Consider the following 16,181-nt stretch of genomic DNA (forward strand, 5'->3'; position numbering starts at 1 on the left):
CGTCCTCCACTACGTCGGCTGCCGTTCCGTCAGGGTGATCCGGCCCGACCTGATGGTGGCGAGCCGTGGGGCGCGGCGGGCGATCGAGGAATCGTGGGTGACCATCACGAAGGTCAGCCCGTGCTCGCGCCACAGTCCCTCCAGCAGGGCCATGATGTCGTCGCGGGTGCCCTCGTCGAGGTTGCCGGTGGGTTCGTCGGCGAGCAGCACCTTCGGCCGCTTGACCAAGGCGCGCGCGATGGCTACGCGCTGCTGCTGGCCGCCGGACATCTCCGACGGTACGTGGGTGAGGCGCTCGCCGAGGCCGACGGAGTCCAGTGCGTCGGCGGCGCGTTCGCGGCGCTCCTTGGGGCTGACGCCGAGGGGGACGAGGGCGGTCTCCACGTTCTCCTGGGCGGTGAGGGTGGGGATCAGGTTGAACGCCTGGAAGATGATGCCGATCTTCTCGGCGCGCAGGCGGGTCAGCCGGGCCTCGCTGACGGTGGCGAGGTCGACGTCGTCCAGCATGACGCTGCCCTCGGAGGGCCGGTCGAGGCCGCCGATCATCTGGAGCAGCGTCGACTTGCCGCCGCCGGTGGGGCCTTGGATGACGAGCTGATCGCCGTCCGCGATGGTGAGGTCGACGCCGTCGAGGGCGAGGACGGTCTCCTTGCCTCGGGTGTAGCGCTTGGTGACGTTTCTGAGGTCGTACATCGGGGCTCCTGGGGGGTGGTTCGGTGTGGTTCGCCGGGTGGGGGCGGTGGGGGCTGGTCGTGCTCACGCGGCGGAGCCGCATGTCGACACAGCCCCGCGCCCCTGGGTGGGTACAGCTGGGGGCGTTCGCCAGTTCTGCTCAAGCTGCACGTCCCACCCCCGGCCCGCCCTGGCCAACGGTTGTTACTCGACGCGCCTCAGGGCGTCCGCCGGGCGGAGCCGGGAGGCGCGCCAGCCGCCGAAGCCACCCGCGATCAGGCCGCCCGCCACCGCCAGGCCCACCGCCAGGGCGATCGTCGTGGCGCTGACCGGGGCCGTGAGGGCCACCTCCAGGGCGTTCGAGGACTGCTGGGCGCCGGGGCCGCCGCCCATGCCGCCGCCGCCCATGCCGCCGCCCGTCGAGCCCAGCTGGGCCTCCAGGGTCGGGCTGATCGCCGTCACGGTGTAGGCGCCCGCCAGGCCCACCGCGATGCCGAGGACACCGCCCACCAGGCCGCTGACGATCGCCTCGCCCACCACCTGGCGGGTGACCCGGCCCGATGTCCAGCCCAGCGCCTTCAGGGTGCCGAACTCGCGGACCCGGCGCGTCACCGCCGAGGACGTCAGCAGGCCCGCGACCAGGAACGCCGCCGCCAGCACCGCGATCGACAGCCACTTGCCGACGCTCGACGCGAGGTCGGACGCGGTCGAGAGGGACCCCGACACCGTGTCCGCCATATCCGCGGACGTCGTCACCGTCGTACCGGAGATGTTCTTCTGGATCGTCGACTTGACCGCGTCGATCCGCTGGGAGTCGGTGGCCTTGACGTAGATCGTCGTGACCTTGTTCCTCGCGTCGCCCAGCGTCTGGGCCTGCTTCAGGGGCAGGTAGACGTCGGTCGTGGACTCGCTGCTCTCCGGGGTCGCGATGCCGATGATCGTGTACTTGGTGCCGGAGATCTCGAAGGTCTCGCCGACCTTGTACTCGTTCTCCTTCGCGTACGACTTGCTGAGCACCGCCACCTTCGCGCCGGTCTGCGCCGCCGTGAACGTCTTGCCGGAGGTGATCTCCGAGCCGGCCAGTGGGCCGAGGTCCTGGTCGGTGACGTCGACACCGGCGACCGAGTAGGAGTTGACGTCGAAGGAGGCGCCGCCGCCCTGGACCTGCGGCTGGCCGGTGGCGCCGGAACCCGTGCCACCGGGGCCGCCCTGGGACTGGGTGCCCTGGGACTGGGACTGCGCCTGGCCCTGCGTGAAGGAGCCGTCGACCTTCGTGACGTTCAGGGTCAGCGCGCCGACCGCGTCGGCGACCCCGCTCTGCCGGGCCACCTTCGTCACGAGCGAGGCGCTGAGCGCCTCACCGCCCTGTGTCATCACCCGGTCCGAGCTCTGCTCCTCGTCCTCGTCGGACTTGGCGTCGAACTCGAACCTCGGTCCGCCCGAGGCGTTGTCGCCGGGCGCCGATCGGGCCTTGGTGACCGTCATGTCGGTGCCCAGGCCGTAAAGGGACTGCAGGACCTTGTCCTGCGCCTGCTGCATGCCCGCCGACACGGAGTTGACCGTGATGACGAGGGCGATGCCGAGCGCCAGACCCAGTGCGACGACCAGAGCCGCCTTCTTGCGCCGGCTCAGCTCGCGCTTGAGATAGATGCCAAACATCCCGTTCCTCGAAGGTTCTTGGCGCCCGCTGTGGGCGCGGCCTCAAGGTAGGGACGGAATGTTGTGCGGCCGTGAGGAAGGGATAGGTGCCGCCTGAGAAGGGATGTGAACCTGCTGAGAGTCGTACGGCAGCCGTCGACGGCGCGGTGCGTACCCCGCGGTCCCACGCGAGGTCCACCCCCAACCCGCGCCGTCGGACGGCTGCCGTCTCCCCCCTCGGTGTGGCCGGAAGCTCTCCACTCCAACTGTGAAGCTCTTGTGGAGGAGAGTTGAGCATAAGCCGCCGACCGGCCGCAATGGTGCGGACGGTTAAATTCCGATTGTGCAAGTTGGGGAGACCGGGCCCCTGGGGCCTGGCTCAGCCTCGCCCCACGTACGGCATGGCCGTCGCCAGCACCGTCGCGAACTGCACGTTCGCCTCCAGCGGCAGCTCCGCCATGTGCCGGACCGTGCGCGCCACGTCGGCCACGTCCATCACGGGTTCCGGTGCCACCTCGCCGTTGGCCTGCAGCGCGCCCGTCTGCATGCGCGCCGTCATGTCGGTGGCGGCGTTGCCGATGTCGATCTGCCCGACCGCGATGTCGTACGGCCGGCCGTCCAGCGACAGTGACTTCGTCAGGCCCGTCAGCGCGTGCTTGGTCGCCGTGTAGGCGACGGAGTGCGGACGGGGCGTGTGGGCGGAGATGGACCCGTTGTTGATGATCCGGCCGCCCCGGGGATCCTGCTCCTTCATCTGCCGGAACGCCGCCTGCGCGCACAGGAACGCCCCGTTGAGGTTGGTGTCCACCACGTGCCGCCAGGCGTCGTAGGGCAGCTCCTCCACCGGCACCCCGCCCGGCCCGAACGTCCCCGCGTTGTTGAACAGCAGATCGACCCGCCCGAACCGGTCCACCGTGGCGGCGAACAGCGCGGCCACGTCCTCGGGCCGCGCCACGTCCGTGCGTACGGCGAGGGCGGCGCCCTCGGGTGCCAGCGCCGCCGTCTCCTCCAGGGGCCCGGTGCGGCGGCCCGCCAGCGCCACCGACCAGCCCGCGCGCAGCAGTTCCACGGCGACCGCGCGTCCGATGCCGGAGCCGGCTCCGGTCACCACCGCGGTCCTCGGCCTGTCAGTTTGCTTCGCATTCATGGGCCCGCAGCGTAGGGGAGGTCCGCCATCCGGAACTCATCCGTCCGCCATCCGAGTGTTGTGTACGCGCCAATCGCGTGTCGTCCCCGACCACTCCAATGCCTGGTGCATTCATTTCGCCAGGGGAGGACCGGATGACACTCGACGCACGCCAGTCACAGCACGCCCCCGAACTGCGCGCGGCGGCCCGCCACTTGGGCCGCCGTCGCTTCCTCACGGTCACGGGCGCGGCCGCCGCGCTCGCCTTCGCGGTGAACCTGCCCACGGCCGGTGTCGCGGGCGCCGCCGAGCTGGACGCCCGGAAGATCACCGAGAACCCGTTCACCCTCGGCGTCGCCTCCGGCGACCCGCTGCCCGGCTCGGTCCTGCTGTGGACCCGCCTCGCCCCCGCCCCCTACCAGCCCGACGGCGGACTGCCCGCCGAGCGCGTGACCGTGCACTGGGAGCTGGCCCGCGACGAGAACTTCCGCCGCACGGTCAGACGCGGCACCGCCACCGCGCACCCCGAGTTCCAGCACACCGTCCACGTCGAGGTCGGCCACCTCGACACCGACCGCGTCCTGTACTACCGCTTCCGGGCCGGCTCCTGGATCTCCGAGACCGGCCGCACCCGCACCGCCCCCGCCCCCGGCGCCCACAGCTCCGGGCTCAAGCTGGCCGCCGTCTCCTGCCAGGCGTACCACGACGGCTACTTCACCCCCTACGGCCATCTCGCCGCCGACGACGTCGACGTCGTCTTCCACCTCGGCGACTACCTCTACGAGTACGCCGTCACCTCCGTCGGCGGCTCCCGCAACTACACCGACCGCGTCCTGCCGGCCGTGTTCAACCGGGAGACCCTGACCCTGGAGGACTACCGACTGCGGTACGCCCTCTACAAGTCCGACCCCGATCTACGCGCCGCGCACGCCGCGCACCCCTTCGTCGTCACCTGGGACGACCACGAGACCGAGAACAACTACGCCGACGACAGCCCGGAGAACAACGTCCCGCCGGAGGAGTTCCTGCTGCGCCGCGCCTCCGCCTACCGCGCCTACTGGGAGCACCAGCCGCTGCGCCGCCCCCAGCTCCCCGAGGGCCCCGACATGCAGCTCTACCGGCGTCTGACGTGGGGCCGGCTCGCCCAGTTCGACGTGCTCGACACCCGGCAGTACCGCTCCAACCAGGCCCAGGGCGACGGCGCCAAGGTGCCCGGGCCCGAGGTCGACGACCCGGCGCGCACGATGACCGGCGAGACGCAGGAGCGGTGGCTGCTGGACGGCTGGCGGTCCTCGCGGGCGCTGTGGAACGTCGTCCCGCAGCAGGTCGTCTTCTCGCAGCGCAAGTTCGACCTCACCGAGCCCTCCCGGGTCTCGATGGACGCCTGGGACGGCTACCGCGCCTCCCGCCGCCGGATCCTGGAGGGCGCCGAGGCCGCGGGCGTCGACAACCTCATGGTGCTCACCGGCGATGTGCACGTCGGGTACGCCTTCGACATCAAGGACGACTTCGACGACCCGGCCTCGCGGATCCGGGGCACGGAGATCGTGGCGACCTCGATCGCGAGCGGCCGGGACGGCGCCGACAAGCCCGCGAACTGGGACACCTACATGACCGCCAACCCGCACCTGAGGTTCTACAACGGCCGGCGCGGCTACGTGACCGTCGCGCTGGACGAGCGGCGGGCGCGGGCCGACTTCCGGACGGTGCCGTACGTGACCACGCCGGGGGCGCCGGTCACGACGGCCGCGTCCTTCGTGACGGAGGCGGGGGAGCCGGGGCTCAAGCCGGCGTGAGCGCCGCCTCGCCCGAGGGCTCGCCCGTCTCGCTCGGGTAGCGGACGCCGACGCGGTCCCGGATCGCGTCGAGCGTCCGCATGACGGCGAGGGTCCCGTCCAGCGGGACGAGCGGGGACTCGGTCTCCCCGGCCCGCAGGGCGCGCATCACCTCGGTGGCCTCGTGGCGCAGGCTGGCGCGGGGGCCGTCGGCCGGGTCGGCGCCGAACCGCTCCGGTTCGCGGCCGTCCCGGTGCAGCACGAAGTGGTCCGGGAAGAAGAAGCCGTACGGGATGTCGATCCGGCCGTGCGAGCCGGTGACCGACGCCGAGGTCGCCGTACCGCCGATGATGGAGCAGTGCACCGAAGCCAGAGCGCCGCTCTCCCAGGAGAGCAGTGCTCCGGTCTGGAGATCGACACCCTCGTCCGAGAGCACCGCTCTGGCGACGACGTCCGAGGGCTCCCCGAGCAGCAGCTGCGCGAACGACACCGGGTAGACCCCGAGATCGAGCAGCGCGCCCCCGCCCTGGAGGGGGTCGCGCAGGCGGTGGGCGGGCGGGAAGGGCCCGGCCAGCCCGAAGTCGGCCTGCACACTGCGCACTTCGCCGATCGCCCCGTCGTCGACCAGCGCCTTCATCTTCCGGACCAGCGGATTGCAGTACATCCACATGGCCTCCATCAGGAAGCTCCCGCGCGCCTTCGCCAGGCCGACCAGCTCCTCGGCCTCCCGCGCGTTCAGCGTGAAGGCCTTCTCGCACAGCACGTTCCGCCCGGCCTCCAGACACAGCCCCGCGGCGACCCGGTGCGCCGCGTGCGGAGTGGCGACGTACACGACATCGATGTCCTCGTCCGCCGCCAGCGCGGCCCAGTCGCCGTACGCCCGCCCGATCCCGAACCGCTCCGCGAACGCGTCCGCCGACGCCTGCGACCGCGAGGCCACCGCCACGACCTCGGCGTCCGGCAGGTCCACCAGATCGGCCGTGAACGTGGCCGCGATCCCCCCGGTCGCCAGGATCCCCCAGCGCACCTTCTCCTCTGTCGTCCCCGCAGTCATCCCCGAACCCCACCCTTGCTGTAGTGACCCTCGGCACTGTGTTCGAGCTGAGAGCATAGGGGCGGCATCGTGAGAAGAGGGAGGGGCACATGCCCGACACCGGGGCGTCCAGGGCATCCATACCGAACGAGGCGCAGGCGGCCGTACCGAAGACGGATCCGGCCGCCCGCGCCATGCGGCGCACCGGTCTGCTGGTCACCCTGGTCCTCGGCGGGCTGACCGCCACGCCCCCGCTGGCGATGGACATGTACCTGCCCGCACTCCCGCAGGTCACCGAGGCCCTGAGCGCCCCCGCCGCGACCGTCCAGCTCACGCTCACCGCCTGCCTGGCCGGCATGGCGCTCGGCCAGCTCGTGGTCGGCCCGATGAGCGACCGGTGGGGCCGCCGTCGCCCGCTGCTGATCGGCCTCGCGGTGTACGTCCTCGCCACCGCCCTGTGCGCCGTCGCGCCGACGGTCGAGTTCCTGGTCGCCTTCCGGCTCGCGCAGGGGCTGGCGGGCGCGGCCGGGATCGTGATCGCCCGGGCGGTCGTCCGCGACCTCTACGACGGCGTCGCCATGGCCCGCTTCTTCTCCACCCTCATGCTGATCTCCGGCGTCGCGCCGATCGTGGCGCCCCTGATCGGCGGTCAGATCCTGCGGGTCACCGACTGGCGGGGCGTGTTCGTCGTGCTGACCGTGGTCGGGGTGGCGCTGGCCGGCGTGGTGTGGGCACGGCTGCCGGAGACCCTCGCCCCGGCCGACCGGCACTCGGGAGGCGTCGGCGAGGCCCTGCGCTCGATGCGGGGGCTGCTCGCCGACCGCGCCTTCGCGGGTTACATGCTGACCGGCGGCTTCGCCTTCGCCGCGCTGTTCGCGTACATCTCCGCCTCCCCCTTCGTGATCCAGGAGATCTACGGCGCCTCCCCGCAGACCTTCAGCCTGCTGTTCGGCCTGAACTCCATCGGTCTGGTCGTCGTCGGCCAGATCAACGGCAAGGTGCTGGTCGGGCGGGTGAGCCTGGACTCGGTGCTCGCGGTGGGCCTCGGCGTGGTGCTGCTGGCCGCCGCGGCGCTGCTGCTGATGTCGGCGGGGGCGTTCGGCGAGGTGGGCCTGGTGCCGGTGGCCGCCGCGCTGTTCGTGCTGATGTCGGCCATGGGCGTGACGCTGCCCAACACCCAGACCCTGGCGCTGCTGCGCACCAAGCAGGCGGCGGGTTCGGCGTCGGCGCTGCTGGGTACCTCGTCCTTTCTGATCGGCGCCGTCGCCTCGCCCTTGGTGGGGGTCGCCGGGGAGGGCACGGCCGTGCCCATGGCGGTGGTCCAACTGGCCGCCGCGCTGGTGGCGTCGGCCTGCTTCGTGGGAATGTGCCGGCCCTGGAACAAGCGCGGGGACATGGTGGCGAGCGTGGAGGGAGCGGGGAGCTGAGCGCACCGAGACTGCGCGGCGACACTCCGGAACGGGCGGGCCTCGATTCCGAGGAACTCGCCCACCTGGTCCGCGAGGTCCACGCCCTGACGACGGGCGAGCGGCCCTGGGCGGCGGGGGCCGTGGTGATCGCCGGACGTGGCCCCTGTGTGGCCGTGGAGGAGGCGGCGGGTTGGGCGGTGCGGTACGCCTCGTACGACCCGGAGAAGGACGCCGGGGTGGAGCTCCCGGTGGCCTCCCGCGTCCCGATGACGGTGCAGACCGCCTTCGACCTGGCGTCCCTGACGAAGGTCTTCACGGCCGTGGCCGCGGTGCAGCAGATCGAGCGGGGGACGCTCGGGATCGACGCGGAGGTGGGGGCGTATCTGCCGGACTTCCGCGGGGCGGCGCGGCACGGGGTGACGGTACGGCAGCTGCTGACGCACACGTCCGGGCTGCGGCCGGAGGTGCCGCTGTACGACTGCGCCGACGACGCGGAGCGGTGGGCCCGGCTGCGGGCGGAGGTGCCGGTGGGGGTGCCGGGGACGTACTGCTATTCGGACGTCAACCTCCTGCTGCTGCAACAGGTCCTGGAGCGCATCACCGGGCGCGGCCTCGACGTCCTGGTCCACGACGGCATCACCCGGCCGCTGGGCATGACGGCGACCCGTTTCGGGCCGTATCCGGGCGCCGCGGCGACGGAGGACCAGAGGCGGCCGTGGGCGAAGGCGGACCGGGGCATGCTGCGGGGCGTCGTCCACGACGAGAACGCGTGGGCGCTGGGCGGCGTGGCGGGGCACGCGGGCCTGTTCTCCACGGCGCGGGACCTCGCGGTGTTCTGCCGGGCGCTGCTGGCCGGGGGCTCCTACGGGCCGGCCCGCATCCTGGGCCCGGACTTCGTGGAACTGCTGCTGACCCCGCCGGGGCTGGGCTTCGCGATGGACCAGGAGTGGTTCATGGGGGAGTTGGCGGGCCGGGGAGCGGCGGGCCACACGGGCTTCACCGGCACGATGCTGGTCCTGGACCGCGCGACGGACACGTTCCTGGTCCTCCTGGCGAACACGGTCCACCCAAGACGCCGCCCCCCGGACAGCCGCCCGCGCGCGGCGGCGGCGTCCCGGGTGGCCCGGGCGATACGGGGACGCTGACCTGAGCGGGAGGGTGCCGAGCTTGAGCGGGAGGGCGCTGAGGCTGAGCGGGAGGGGGCCGAGACCTGAGCCGGGGGTGCCGGTCCTGAGGGGGAAGGCGCCGAGCCTGGGGGGAAGGTGCCGAGGCTGAGCGGGAGAGTGCCGAGCTTGAGCGGGAAGGTGCCGAGGCTGAGCGGGAGGGCGCCGAGCTTGAGCGGGAGGGCGCTGAGGCTGAGCGGGAGGGGGCCGAGACCTGAGCCGGGGGTGCCGGTCCTGAGGGGGAAGGCGCCGAGCCTGGGGGGGAAGGTGCCGAGGCTGAGCGGGAAGGTGCCGAGCTTGAGCGGGAGGGCGCTGAGGCTGAGCGGGAGGGGGCCGAGACCTGAGCCGGGGGTGCCGGTCCTGAGGGGGAAGGCGCCGAGCCTGGGGGGGAAGGTGCCGAGGCTGAGCGGGAGGGCGCTGAGGCTGAGCGGGAGGGCGCTGAGGATAGCGGCAGGGTGCCGAGCCTGAGCCGGGGGAGCCTGGACCTAAGCGGGATGGGCGCCGCGCCTGAGGGGGAGGCTCCGCGCCTGAGCGGGAGGTGCTGAGACCTGAGCCGGGGGCGCCCAGTCTGAGCGGGAAGGCGCCGCGGCTGAGGGGGGGAGGCGCCGAGATTAGAATCGGTGGGTGAACGCGCCTGCTGCCTCGGACGAGATTCTGCGTGCCGCCCTTGCCGGGCTTCTTGATGGGCTTCCGGCTCGGCAGGCCTCCGCCGCCGTCGAGCGGCTGATCGCCAACTACCGCGGGGCGACGCCCACGGACGCGCCGATCCTGCGGGACCGCGCCGACGTCGCCGCCTACGCCGCCTACCGCATGCCCGCCACCTTCGGCGCCGTCCGTGCCGCGCTGGCGGCGTTCGCCGAAACCGCCCCGCAGTGGGCGCCGGAGAGTCACGTCGACGTCGGCGGCGGGACCGGTGCCGCCACCTGGGCCGTGAGCGCCACCTGGCCCGCGCCCCGCCACAGCACCGTGCTGGACTGGGCCGAGCCCGCCCTCGCCCTCGGGCGCGAGCTCGCCGCCGCCAACCCGGAACTCCACGACGTCCGCTGGCAGCGCTCTCGTATCGGATCAGCGCTCTCCATCGAGAGCACCGATCTCGTCACCGTCTCCTACGTCCTCAACGAGCTCACCCGGCAGGACCGCGACTCCCTCGTCGACACCGTGGCCTCCGCCGCCCAGGCCGTCGTGATCGTCGAACCCGGCACCCCCGACGGGTACACCCGCGTCATCGAGGCCCGCGACCGCCTGATCGGCGCCGGGTTCCACATCGCCGCCCCCTGCCCGCACAGCGCGCGCTGTCCCATCACCCCGGGCAGCGACTGGTGCCACTTCGCCACCCGCGTCTCCCGCTCCTCCCTGCACCGCAAGGTCAAGGGCGGCTCCCTCGCCTACGAGGACGAGAAGTTCGCCTACGTCGCCGCCACCCGCTTCCCGGTCACCCCCGCCCCCTCCCGCGTCGTCCGCAAGCCCCAGATCCGCAAGGGCCAGGTCCTCCTCGACCTGTGCGAGACGGACCCCGCCCTCGCCCGGACCACCGTCACCAAACGCCACGGCGACCTCTACAAGGCAGCCCGGGACGCGGACTGGGGCGACCCCTGGCCCCCGGCCCGGTGACCGGCGGGACCTACTCGTCCGCCCTGCCTTCCTCCCCGCGTCGCTCCTGAAGCTTCCTCAGCAGCTCTCGTTTCTGTGCCCGGGGGTCCTGGGCGCCGCCCACCCGCTCGCCCCGGCCGCCGCCGCGCAGTGCGTCACGGCCGAGGTTCCTGCGGGTGCCGCCCACTCCGAGCATGTTCCCGGCTCCGCCTCGCGACATCGTCGGCTCCTTCCGTTCCAGATAAGCCGAGACGTATCGTCTCGGATGATTCATGGTCCTAGGCTCCAGCGAGACGTTCCGTCTTGTCAACCTGATAAATTCGACCCATGGCCAAGAACCTCGCCCCCGACTCCACTCGCCGCAGTCAGAAGTCCCGCCGCGCCATCTACGACGCCGCCCTCGCCCTGGTCGCCGAGGTCGGATACCCGAAGACCACCATCGAGGGCATCGCCGCCCGGGCCGGCGTCGGCAAGCAGACGATCTACCGCTGGTGGTCGTCGAAGGCGGAGGTGCTGATGGAGGCCTTCCTCGACCTGGGCGAGCAGGTGACCCGGGAGGCGGGGCAGGAGCCGTACGCCATCCCCGACAGCGGTGATCTCGCCGCCGATCTCAAGGCCGTGCTCCGCGCCACCGTCGACGAGCTCAAGGACCCCCGCTTCGAGGTGCCCTCCCGCGCCCTCGCCGCCGAGGGCGTCGTCAACGAGGAACTCGGCCGGCAGTTCGTCGCCAGGATGCTCGAACCCTCGCTCCAGCTCTACGTCGATCGCCTGCGCGCCGCCCAGGAGAGCGGGGACGTCCGCCCGGACGTCGACCCGCGCATCGCGCTGGAGCTGTTCGTCTCACCCGTCGCGCAACGCTGGCTGCAGTACACCGGGCCCATCTCCTACGAGTACACCGACACCCTCGTCGACTACGCCCTGCACGGCATCGCGCCCCGCTGATCCCCCGGGCCGCACTTCCCGCCGAGCCGCCCGCGCCAGCCGCCCCGGCGCGTCCGTGATCACCCCGTCGCAGCCCAGCGCCAGCACCCGGTCCCGCTGGGCCGGGGTCACCACCGTGTGCGCCCAGACCCGGGGGATCCCCGACCGCACCGCCCGCCGCAGATCGGCGTCCCGCGCCCGGTGGTCCACGTCCAGGACGTCCACGTAGGACCGCCAGGCGGCCGGGCGGTCCGTGCGCAGCTGGCGGGCCGAGCGCCACAGCTGCGTGAGCAGGCCCAGGCGGTCCGCGCGCCGCGCCACCCCCGGGTCGTTCGTGTTCACCAGGACCGAGCGGGTCAGGCCCCGGGCGCGGATCAGCGCGGCAAGCCGGCCCAGGCTCCCCGGCTCCTTCGCCTCCAGCATCAGCACGATCCGCCCGCCGAAGCGGTCCAGCACCTCCGCCACCGTCGGCGGGCGCTCCGGGCGCCAGCGGCCCGGGAGCGAACGGGCGGGGCGCAGCCGTACGGCCGACCAGCCGCGGGCGTCCAGCGCGCGCACCTCGCCGGTGCCGTAGGTCGTCCTGTCCAGGGTCGGGTCGTGGACGACCACCGGCGTGCCGTCGCGCAGCACGCGGGTGTCGAAGTCCAGCACCTGCGCCGTCCCGCGAGCGAACGCCGCCGTCAGGCCCGCCATGCTGTTCTCGGGCACCTCGCGGGCGCCGCCGCGATGGGCGACGTAGGTGATGCGGGGCAGCGCGTCCACGGTCAGGGGCGCCCGGCCCCACTCCAGCGGGGCCGGGGAGATCAGGCAGGCCGCGCACGCCGCGGAGGCGGTCAGTCCGGTCCAGGTGACCATGGCGACACCGTAGGGCCGTAAATCGTGTCAAAGCGTGCAATGACACTCGATCCCGGGCTCGTCCCACCTACCCCTGTTGTCGGCTCCGGCCCCCCCGGAGCGCAGGATGATGGGACCATAAGGCATGCTGTTCCGCACGACAGCGAGGCGAGGGGATAGATGAGCGCGGAGTTCGGCGACCAAGGCCTGCAGGGCAAACTCTCCCGGTGGCTGCGCGGCCGCCGTCCCCAGCAGACCGCCGACGACGGCGGTCGTGAGGCCCTGCTGCTCGCCGCCGCCTCGGCGGGACTGCCGCTGGCGCCCGCCGCGTTCCCCGCCCCGGGGTACCGCTGCTCCTGCGACCGCGTCGGCTGTCCCACCCCCGCCCAGCACCCGGTGTCGTTCGCCTGGCAGACGCAGTCCACCACCGACCGCGCGCAGATCGAGCGCTGGGCCCGCCACCAGCCGCAGGCCAACTTCATCACCGCCACCGGCATGGTCCACGACGTCCTGGACGTCCCCCTGGAAGCGGGCCGCGAGGCCCTCGGCCGCCTCCTCGACGCGGGCGTCGAGGTCGGCCCGGTCGCCGAGAGCGACGCCGGCCGCATGCTCTACTTCACCCTCACCCGGGGCACCCCCGAGGACGAGGACGAGTGGTGGCCCTGCGAACTGGACTGCCACCCCGAGACGATGGACGAGCATCCGGGCCTACGGTGGCACTGCCGCGGTTCGTACGTCCTCGTGCCGCCCGCCCGCCTCACCGGTGACGACCAGGGTGTGCGCTGGGTGCGCGGGCCCGAGCATCCGCTCCCGGACCCGCTCAGCCTGCTGGAGGTCCTCACCGACTCCTGCGCCCGCCACGCCGGTCAGGGCCCCGACCACGCGCACGCGGCCTGGCCCTCGCGCCGCTGACCCGGAGTCGACCGGCGCGCGACTCGCCCTTCGCGCCGATCTCAGCAGGGTCTACTCGCCCTTCGCGCCGGTCAGTCCCTCGATTCGGCCCAGCACCGAGACCTGCCCGGAACCCCTCTTCGGGTTCAGCGCCACCTCGTTCGAGACGAACTCCATCGTCAGCGACTGCTTGATCTCGCCCTTCGTCAGGGCCAGGACGTCCTTGTTGGGCGTCGGCACCGACGTGCCCGGCGCGGCCGTCTGCTTCTGGAAGTGGTGCGTGGCGAAGAACACCAGCGCCCCGCCGTCCGCCGTGCGCAGCGCGAGCGGGGCGTAGTCGCCCTCGGTCAGCGGCTCGTCGATGTACTGCGTGACCAGACCCGGCCGTTCCGCGTTCTTCGCGCGCTTGTCCCGCCAGTCCGAGGTGTGGCTGCCGTCCGCGAAGATCGCGCCGCCGCCCTTGAGGTAGGTCGCGTAGTCCTTGCTCAGGTTGCCCGGCGCTATGGCGACTTCGGTGGAGTTCGCGTCCACCGCCTCGGCCCAGCCGTCCTTGTCCTTCTTGAACTCGGGCAGGTCCTCCGGCGCCACCAGCGTCAGATACGCGACCTCCCAGGGCGCGTCCAGCTTGTCCCGGGTGAACACCAGCAGCCAGCGGGAGTCACCGCCGCGGTTGCCCTGCGCGTCGGCCAGGAACCAGCGCGGCCAGCCCGGCTTCTTCGGGATGGTGAACTCGGCGTCGGTGAACTCCAGTGGAGAGTGCCCGGAGTTGCCGTCCGGGCTGTTGGCGCGGCCCGCCTTCAGCCGCGCCTCGTCGATGTCACCGAGCGCGCCGGTGACATGGTCGGCGTCCAGGGAGCTGTCGTAGGCCTCGTCCGCCGCGTTGTACGCGGCGGTGAAGTCCTTCAGGGCCTTGGCGGCCTCGGCCTGCGAGGCGGCGGGGATCAGCTCTCGTTCCCCGTGCACCACGACGCACCCGCTCGCCGTCAACGACAAAGCGGTCACAGAGGCCGCTATCAGCACCCTCCGGTCAAGACTGCGGAGCCTTCGCAGGCCGCGATCCGTGCTCATCGGGTTCCTTCACCTTCCCCTTCCCGGAGGCGAACCCTACCGGGGCGAAGAAGAGTGCGAGCGTCGGGATCAGGTACAGCAGCCACACCGTGACCTGGAGGACGGTCGGATCGGGCTGGAAGTTGAACACACCCTTCAGCAGCGTGCCGTACCAACTGTCCGGCGGGATCGCCCCGGTGATGTCGAAGGCCTTGTTCGTCAGGCCCGGCAGCCAGTCGGCCTCCTGGAGGTCGTGGAAGCCGTACGCCAGCACGCCCGCCGCGATCACCACCAGCATGCCGCCGGTCCAGGTGAAGAACCTGGCCAGGTTGATCCTCAGGGCGCCGCGGTAGAACAGCCAGCCCAGGAAGACCGCCGTGGCCAGGCCCAGACCCGCGCCGACGACCGGGCGCGCGGAGCCGTCGCCCGCCGCGCGCACCGACGTCCACACGAACAGGGCCGTCTCCAGGCCTTCCCGGCCCACCGCGAGGAACGCGGTGGCGACCAGCGCGCCGGTGCCCATCTGGAGGGCGGCGTCCAGCTTGCCGTGCAGCTCCGCCTTCAGGTGCCGGGCGGTGCGCCGCATCCAGAACACCATCCAGGTCACGAGCCCCACCGCGAGGATCGACAGCGAGCCGCCGAGCGCCTCCTGCGCCTCGAACGTCAGCTCCTGGGAGCCGAATTCGAGGGCGCAGCCGAAGCCCAGGGCGAGCGCCACCGCGACGGCGATGCCGGTCCAGACGGGCTTCAGGGCGTCCCTGCGGTCCGTCTTCACCAGGTAGGCGACGAGGATGCAGACGACGAGACTCGCCTCCAGACCCTCGCGCAGGCCGATCAGATAGTTAGCGAACATCCGCCCTACGCCCTCCCCTCGAACAGCGCCCGCCCCCACCAGTCGTCCTTGTCACGGACGCCCGGCGGGACGGCGTAGACCGCCGAACCCACATGCTGGATGTACTCGTTGAGGGTGTCCGGAGCGAGGCTGCGCTGGATCGGGATGAAGCCCCGGCGCACGTCCTTCTGGTAGGCCAGGAAGAACAGGCCCGCGTCCAGGCGGCCCAGGCCGTCGGTGCCGTCGGTGAAGGAGTAGCCGCGGCGCAGGATCGTCGCCCCGTCGTTGGAGTCGGGGTGCGCGAGCCGCACGTGCGCGTTGGGGAGCATCGCCTTCAGGAACGGCTCGTCGCGTTCCTTGGCCTTGCCGACCGGGGCGCCCTCGCCCTTGTCGCGGCCGATGATGTCCTCCTGCTCCTGCAGCGAGGTGCGGTCCCAGGTCTCGATGTGCATCCGGATGCGCCGGGCCACCAGATAGGAGCCGCCCACCATCCAGTCGGGGCCCTCCTGTTCGCCCACCCACACGAACTTCTTCAGCCGGTCCGTCTCGGTGCCCGCGATGTTGCGGGTGCCGTCCTTGAAGCCCATGAGGTTGCGCGGGGTCTGCGCCTCGGGCGTGGTGGAGGAGGTCTTCCCGAAGCCGAGCTGGGACCAGCGGATGACGACCTTGCCGAAGCCGATCCGAGCGAGGTTGCGGATGGCGTGCACCGCGACCTGCGGGTCGTCCGCGCAGGCCTGCACGCACAGGTCGCCGTCGCTGCGGTTCCTGTCGAGGTTGTCGCCGGCGAACTTCGGCAGGTCGACGAGGGCCTCGGGACGCTGGTCGGCGAGGTCGAACTTCGCGAACAGGGAGGGGCCGAAGCCGATGGTCAGCGTCAGCCGGGAGGGCTGGAGGCCGAGCGCCTCTCCGGTGTCGTCCGGGGGCGCCTCGGGCAGCCCGCCGAAGCCGCCCTCGCCGACCGGATGCCCGGCGGTCATCCGGCGCGCGGCGGCGGTCCAGTCCTTGAGCATCTGGACGAACTCGGCGCGGTCTTCGGTCTTCACGTCGAACGACGCGAAGTGCAGCCGGTCCTGCACGGGCGTGGCGATACCGGCCTGATGGGCACCGTGGAAGGGCACCTCGGTCGAGGGGGCGGCGTCGTCGCCGGTGCGGGCCACGGCGACGGCGCCGCCCGCCGCGGCTGACCCACGCCCCGGCCCCGCGCCCCCCCCCCCGAACAGCGCGGGGCGGGGCGGGGGGGGGGCGGGCCG

At 72.4% G+C, this 16,181-nt stretch carries 15 protein-coding genes; 6 read left to right on the forward strand and 9 right to left on the reverse strand.

The window, feature by feature from the left end; translation table 11 throughout:
* Positions 1-9 precede the first annotated feature (9 nt).
* The 3 genes from ACWDRW_RS07615 to ACWDRW_RS07625 form a co-directional block, all read right to left on the reverse strand.
* Positions 10-693 (reverse strand): ABC transporter ATP-binding protein, encoded by a 684-nt coding sequence (locus ACWDRW_RS07615; RefSeq protein ID WP_451721366.1) that lies wholly within the window; start codon positions 691-693, stop codon positions 10-12.
* A 183-nt stretch (positions 694-876) separates the two neighbouring features.
* The gene (locus ACWDRW_RS07620; protein ID WP_451721367.1) at positions 877-2,331 is read right to left on the reverse strand and encodes an ABC transporter permease; all 1,455 of its coding nucleotides are present in this window, start codon (positions 2,329-2,331) and stop codon (positions 877-879) included.
* 358 nt (positions 2,332-2,689) lie between these two features.
* Positions 2,690-3,457 (reverse strand): SDR family oxidoreductase, encoded by a 768-nt coding sequence (locus ACWDRW_RS07625; protein ID WP_451721368.1) that lies wholly within the window; start codon positions 3,455-3,457, stop codon positions 2,690-2,692.
* Between the two features lie 134 nt (positions 3,458-3,591).
* On the opposite strand from ACWDRW_RS07625, the gene ACWDRW_RS07630 reads away from it, so the two are divergent.
* Positions 3,592-5,232: an alkaline phosphatase D family protein gene (locus ACWDRW_RS07630; protein ID WP_451721369.1), complete on the forward strand. Its 1,641-nt coding sequence runs from the start codon at positions 3,592-3,594 to the stop codon at positions 5,230-5,232.
* Here the strand turns inward: ACWDRW_RS07630 and ACWDRW_RS07635 are convergent.
* Positions 5,219-6,265 (reverse strand): Gfo/Idh/MocA family protein, encoded by a 1,047-nt coding sequence (locus ACWDRW_RS07635; protein ID WP_451721370.1) that lies wholly within the window; start codon positions 6,263-6,265, stop codon positions 5,219-5,221. The genes ACWDRW_RS07630 and ACWDRW_RS07635 overlap by 14 nt on opposite strands.
* Positions 6,266-6,354: 89 nt before the next feature.
* Here ACWDRW_RS07635 and ACWDRW_RS07640 point away from each other — a divergent pair, with 89 nt between their 5' ends.
* The 3 genes from ACWDRW_RS07640 (at position 6,355) to ACWDRW_RS07650 (ending at position 10,427) form a co-directional block, all read left to right on the forward strand.
* Positions 6,355-7,671 (forward strand): multidrug effflux MFS transporter, encoded by a 1,317-nt coding sequence (locus ACWDRW_RS07640; protein ID WP_451721371.1) that lies wholly within the window; start codon positions 6,355-6,357, stop codon positions 7,669-7,671.
* Positions 7,611-8,798 (forward strand): serine hydrolase domain-containing protein, encoded by a 1,188-nt coding sequence (locus tag ACWDRW_RS07645; protein ID WP_451721372.1) that lies wholly within the window; start codon positions 7,611-7,613, stop codon positions 8,796-8,798. Before ACWDRW_RS07640 ends, ACWDRW_RS07645 begins: the two co-directional genes overlap by 61 nt.
* Positions 8,799-9,440: 642 nt before the next feature.
* Positions 9,441-10,427: a small ribosomal subunit Rsm22 family protein gene (locus ACWDRW_RS07650; RefSeq protein WP_451721373.1), complete on the forward strand. Its 987-nt coding sequence runs from the start codon at positions 9,441-9,443 to the stop codon at positions 10,425-10,427.
* A gap of 10 nt (positions 10,428-10,437) precedes the next feature.
* Here the strand turns inward: ACWDRW_RS07650 and ACWDRW_RS07655 are convergent, their stop codons facing one another.
* Complete coding sequence (locus tag ACWDRW_RS07655; RefSeq protein WP_451721374.1) at positions 10,438-10,626, reverse strand: DUF6243 family protein; 189 nt, start codon at positions 10,624-10,626, stop codon at positions 10,438-10,440.
* A 107-nt stretch (positions 10,627-10,733) separates the two neighbouring features.
* On the opposite strand from ACWDRW_RS07655, the gene ACWDRW_RS07660 reads away from it, so the two are divergent.
* Positions 10,734-11,348 (forward strand): TetR/AcrR family transcriptional regulator, encoded by a 615-nt coding sequence (locus tag ACWDRW_RS07660; RefSeq protein ID WP_451721375.1) that lies wholly within the window; start codon positions 10,734-10,736, stop codon positions 11,346-11,348.
* Here the strand turns inward: ACWDRW_RS07660 and ACWDRW_RS07665 are convergent.
* Complete coding sequence (locus ACWDRW_RS07665) at positions 11,247-12,182, reverse strand: glycerophosphodiester phosphodiesterase (RefSeq protein ID WP_451721376.1); 936 nt, start codon at positions 12,180-12,182, stop codon at positions 11,247-11,249. The two genes, ACWDRW_RS07660 and ACWDRW_RS07665, sit on opposite strands and share 102 nt — an antisense overlap.
* Positions 12,183-12,341: 159 nt before the next feature.
* Between ACWDRW_RS07665 and ACWDRW_RS07670 the strand changes: the two genes are divergently transcribed.
* A complete protein-coding gene (locus ACWDRW_RS07670) occupies positions 12,342-13,073 on the forward strand; it encodes a bifunctional DNA primase/polymerase (protein WP_451721377.1) in 732 nt (243 codons plus the stop codon).
* 51 nt (positions 13,074-13,124) lie between these two features.
* On the opposite strand, the gene ACWDRW_RS07675 is transcribed toward ACWDRW_RS07670, so the two are convergent.
* The 3 genes from ACWDRW_RS07675 to efeB all read right to left on the reverse strand — a co-directional run.
* Positions 13,125-14,120 (reverse strand): hypothetical protein, encoded by a 996-nt coding sequence (locus ACWDRW_RS07675; protein WP_451721378.1) that lies wholly within the window; start codon positions 14,118-14,120, stop codon positions 13,125-13,127.
* Entirely contained in the window at positions 14,080-14,952 is an 873-nt protein-coding gene (gene efeU, locus ACWDRW_RS07680) for an iron uptake transporter permease EfeU (protein WP_451721379.1), read from the reverse strand. Before efeU ends, ACWDRW_RS07675 begins: the two co-directional genes overlap by 41 nt.
* A gap of 5 nt (positions 14,953-14,957) precedes the next feature.
* Positions 14,958-16,181 (reverse strand): iron uptake transporter deferrochelatase/peroxidase subunit (gene efeB, locus ACWDRW_RS07685; RefSeq protein WP_451721380.1); only part of this gene is annotated, 1,224 nt, incomplete at its 5' end.

The organism is Streptomyces sp. NPDC003635, assembly GCF_053587635.1.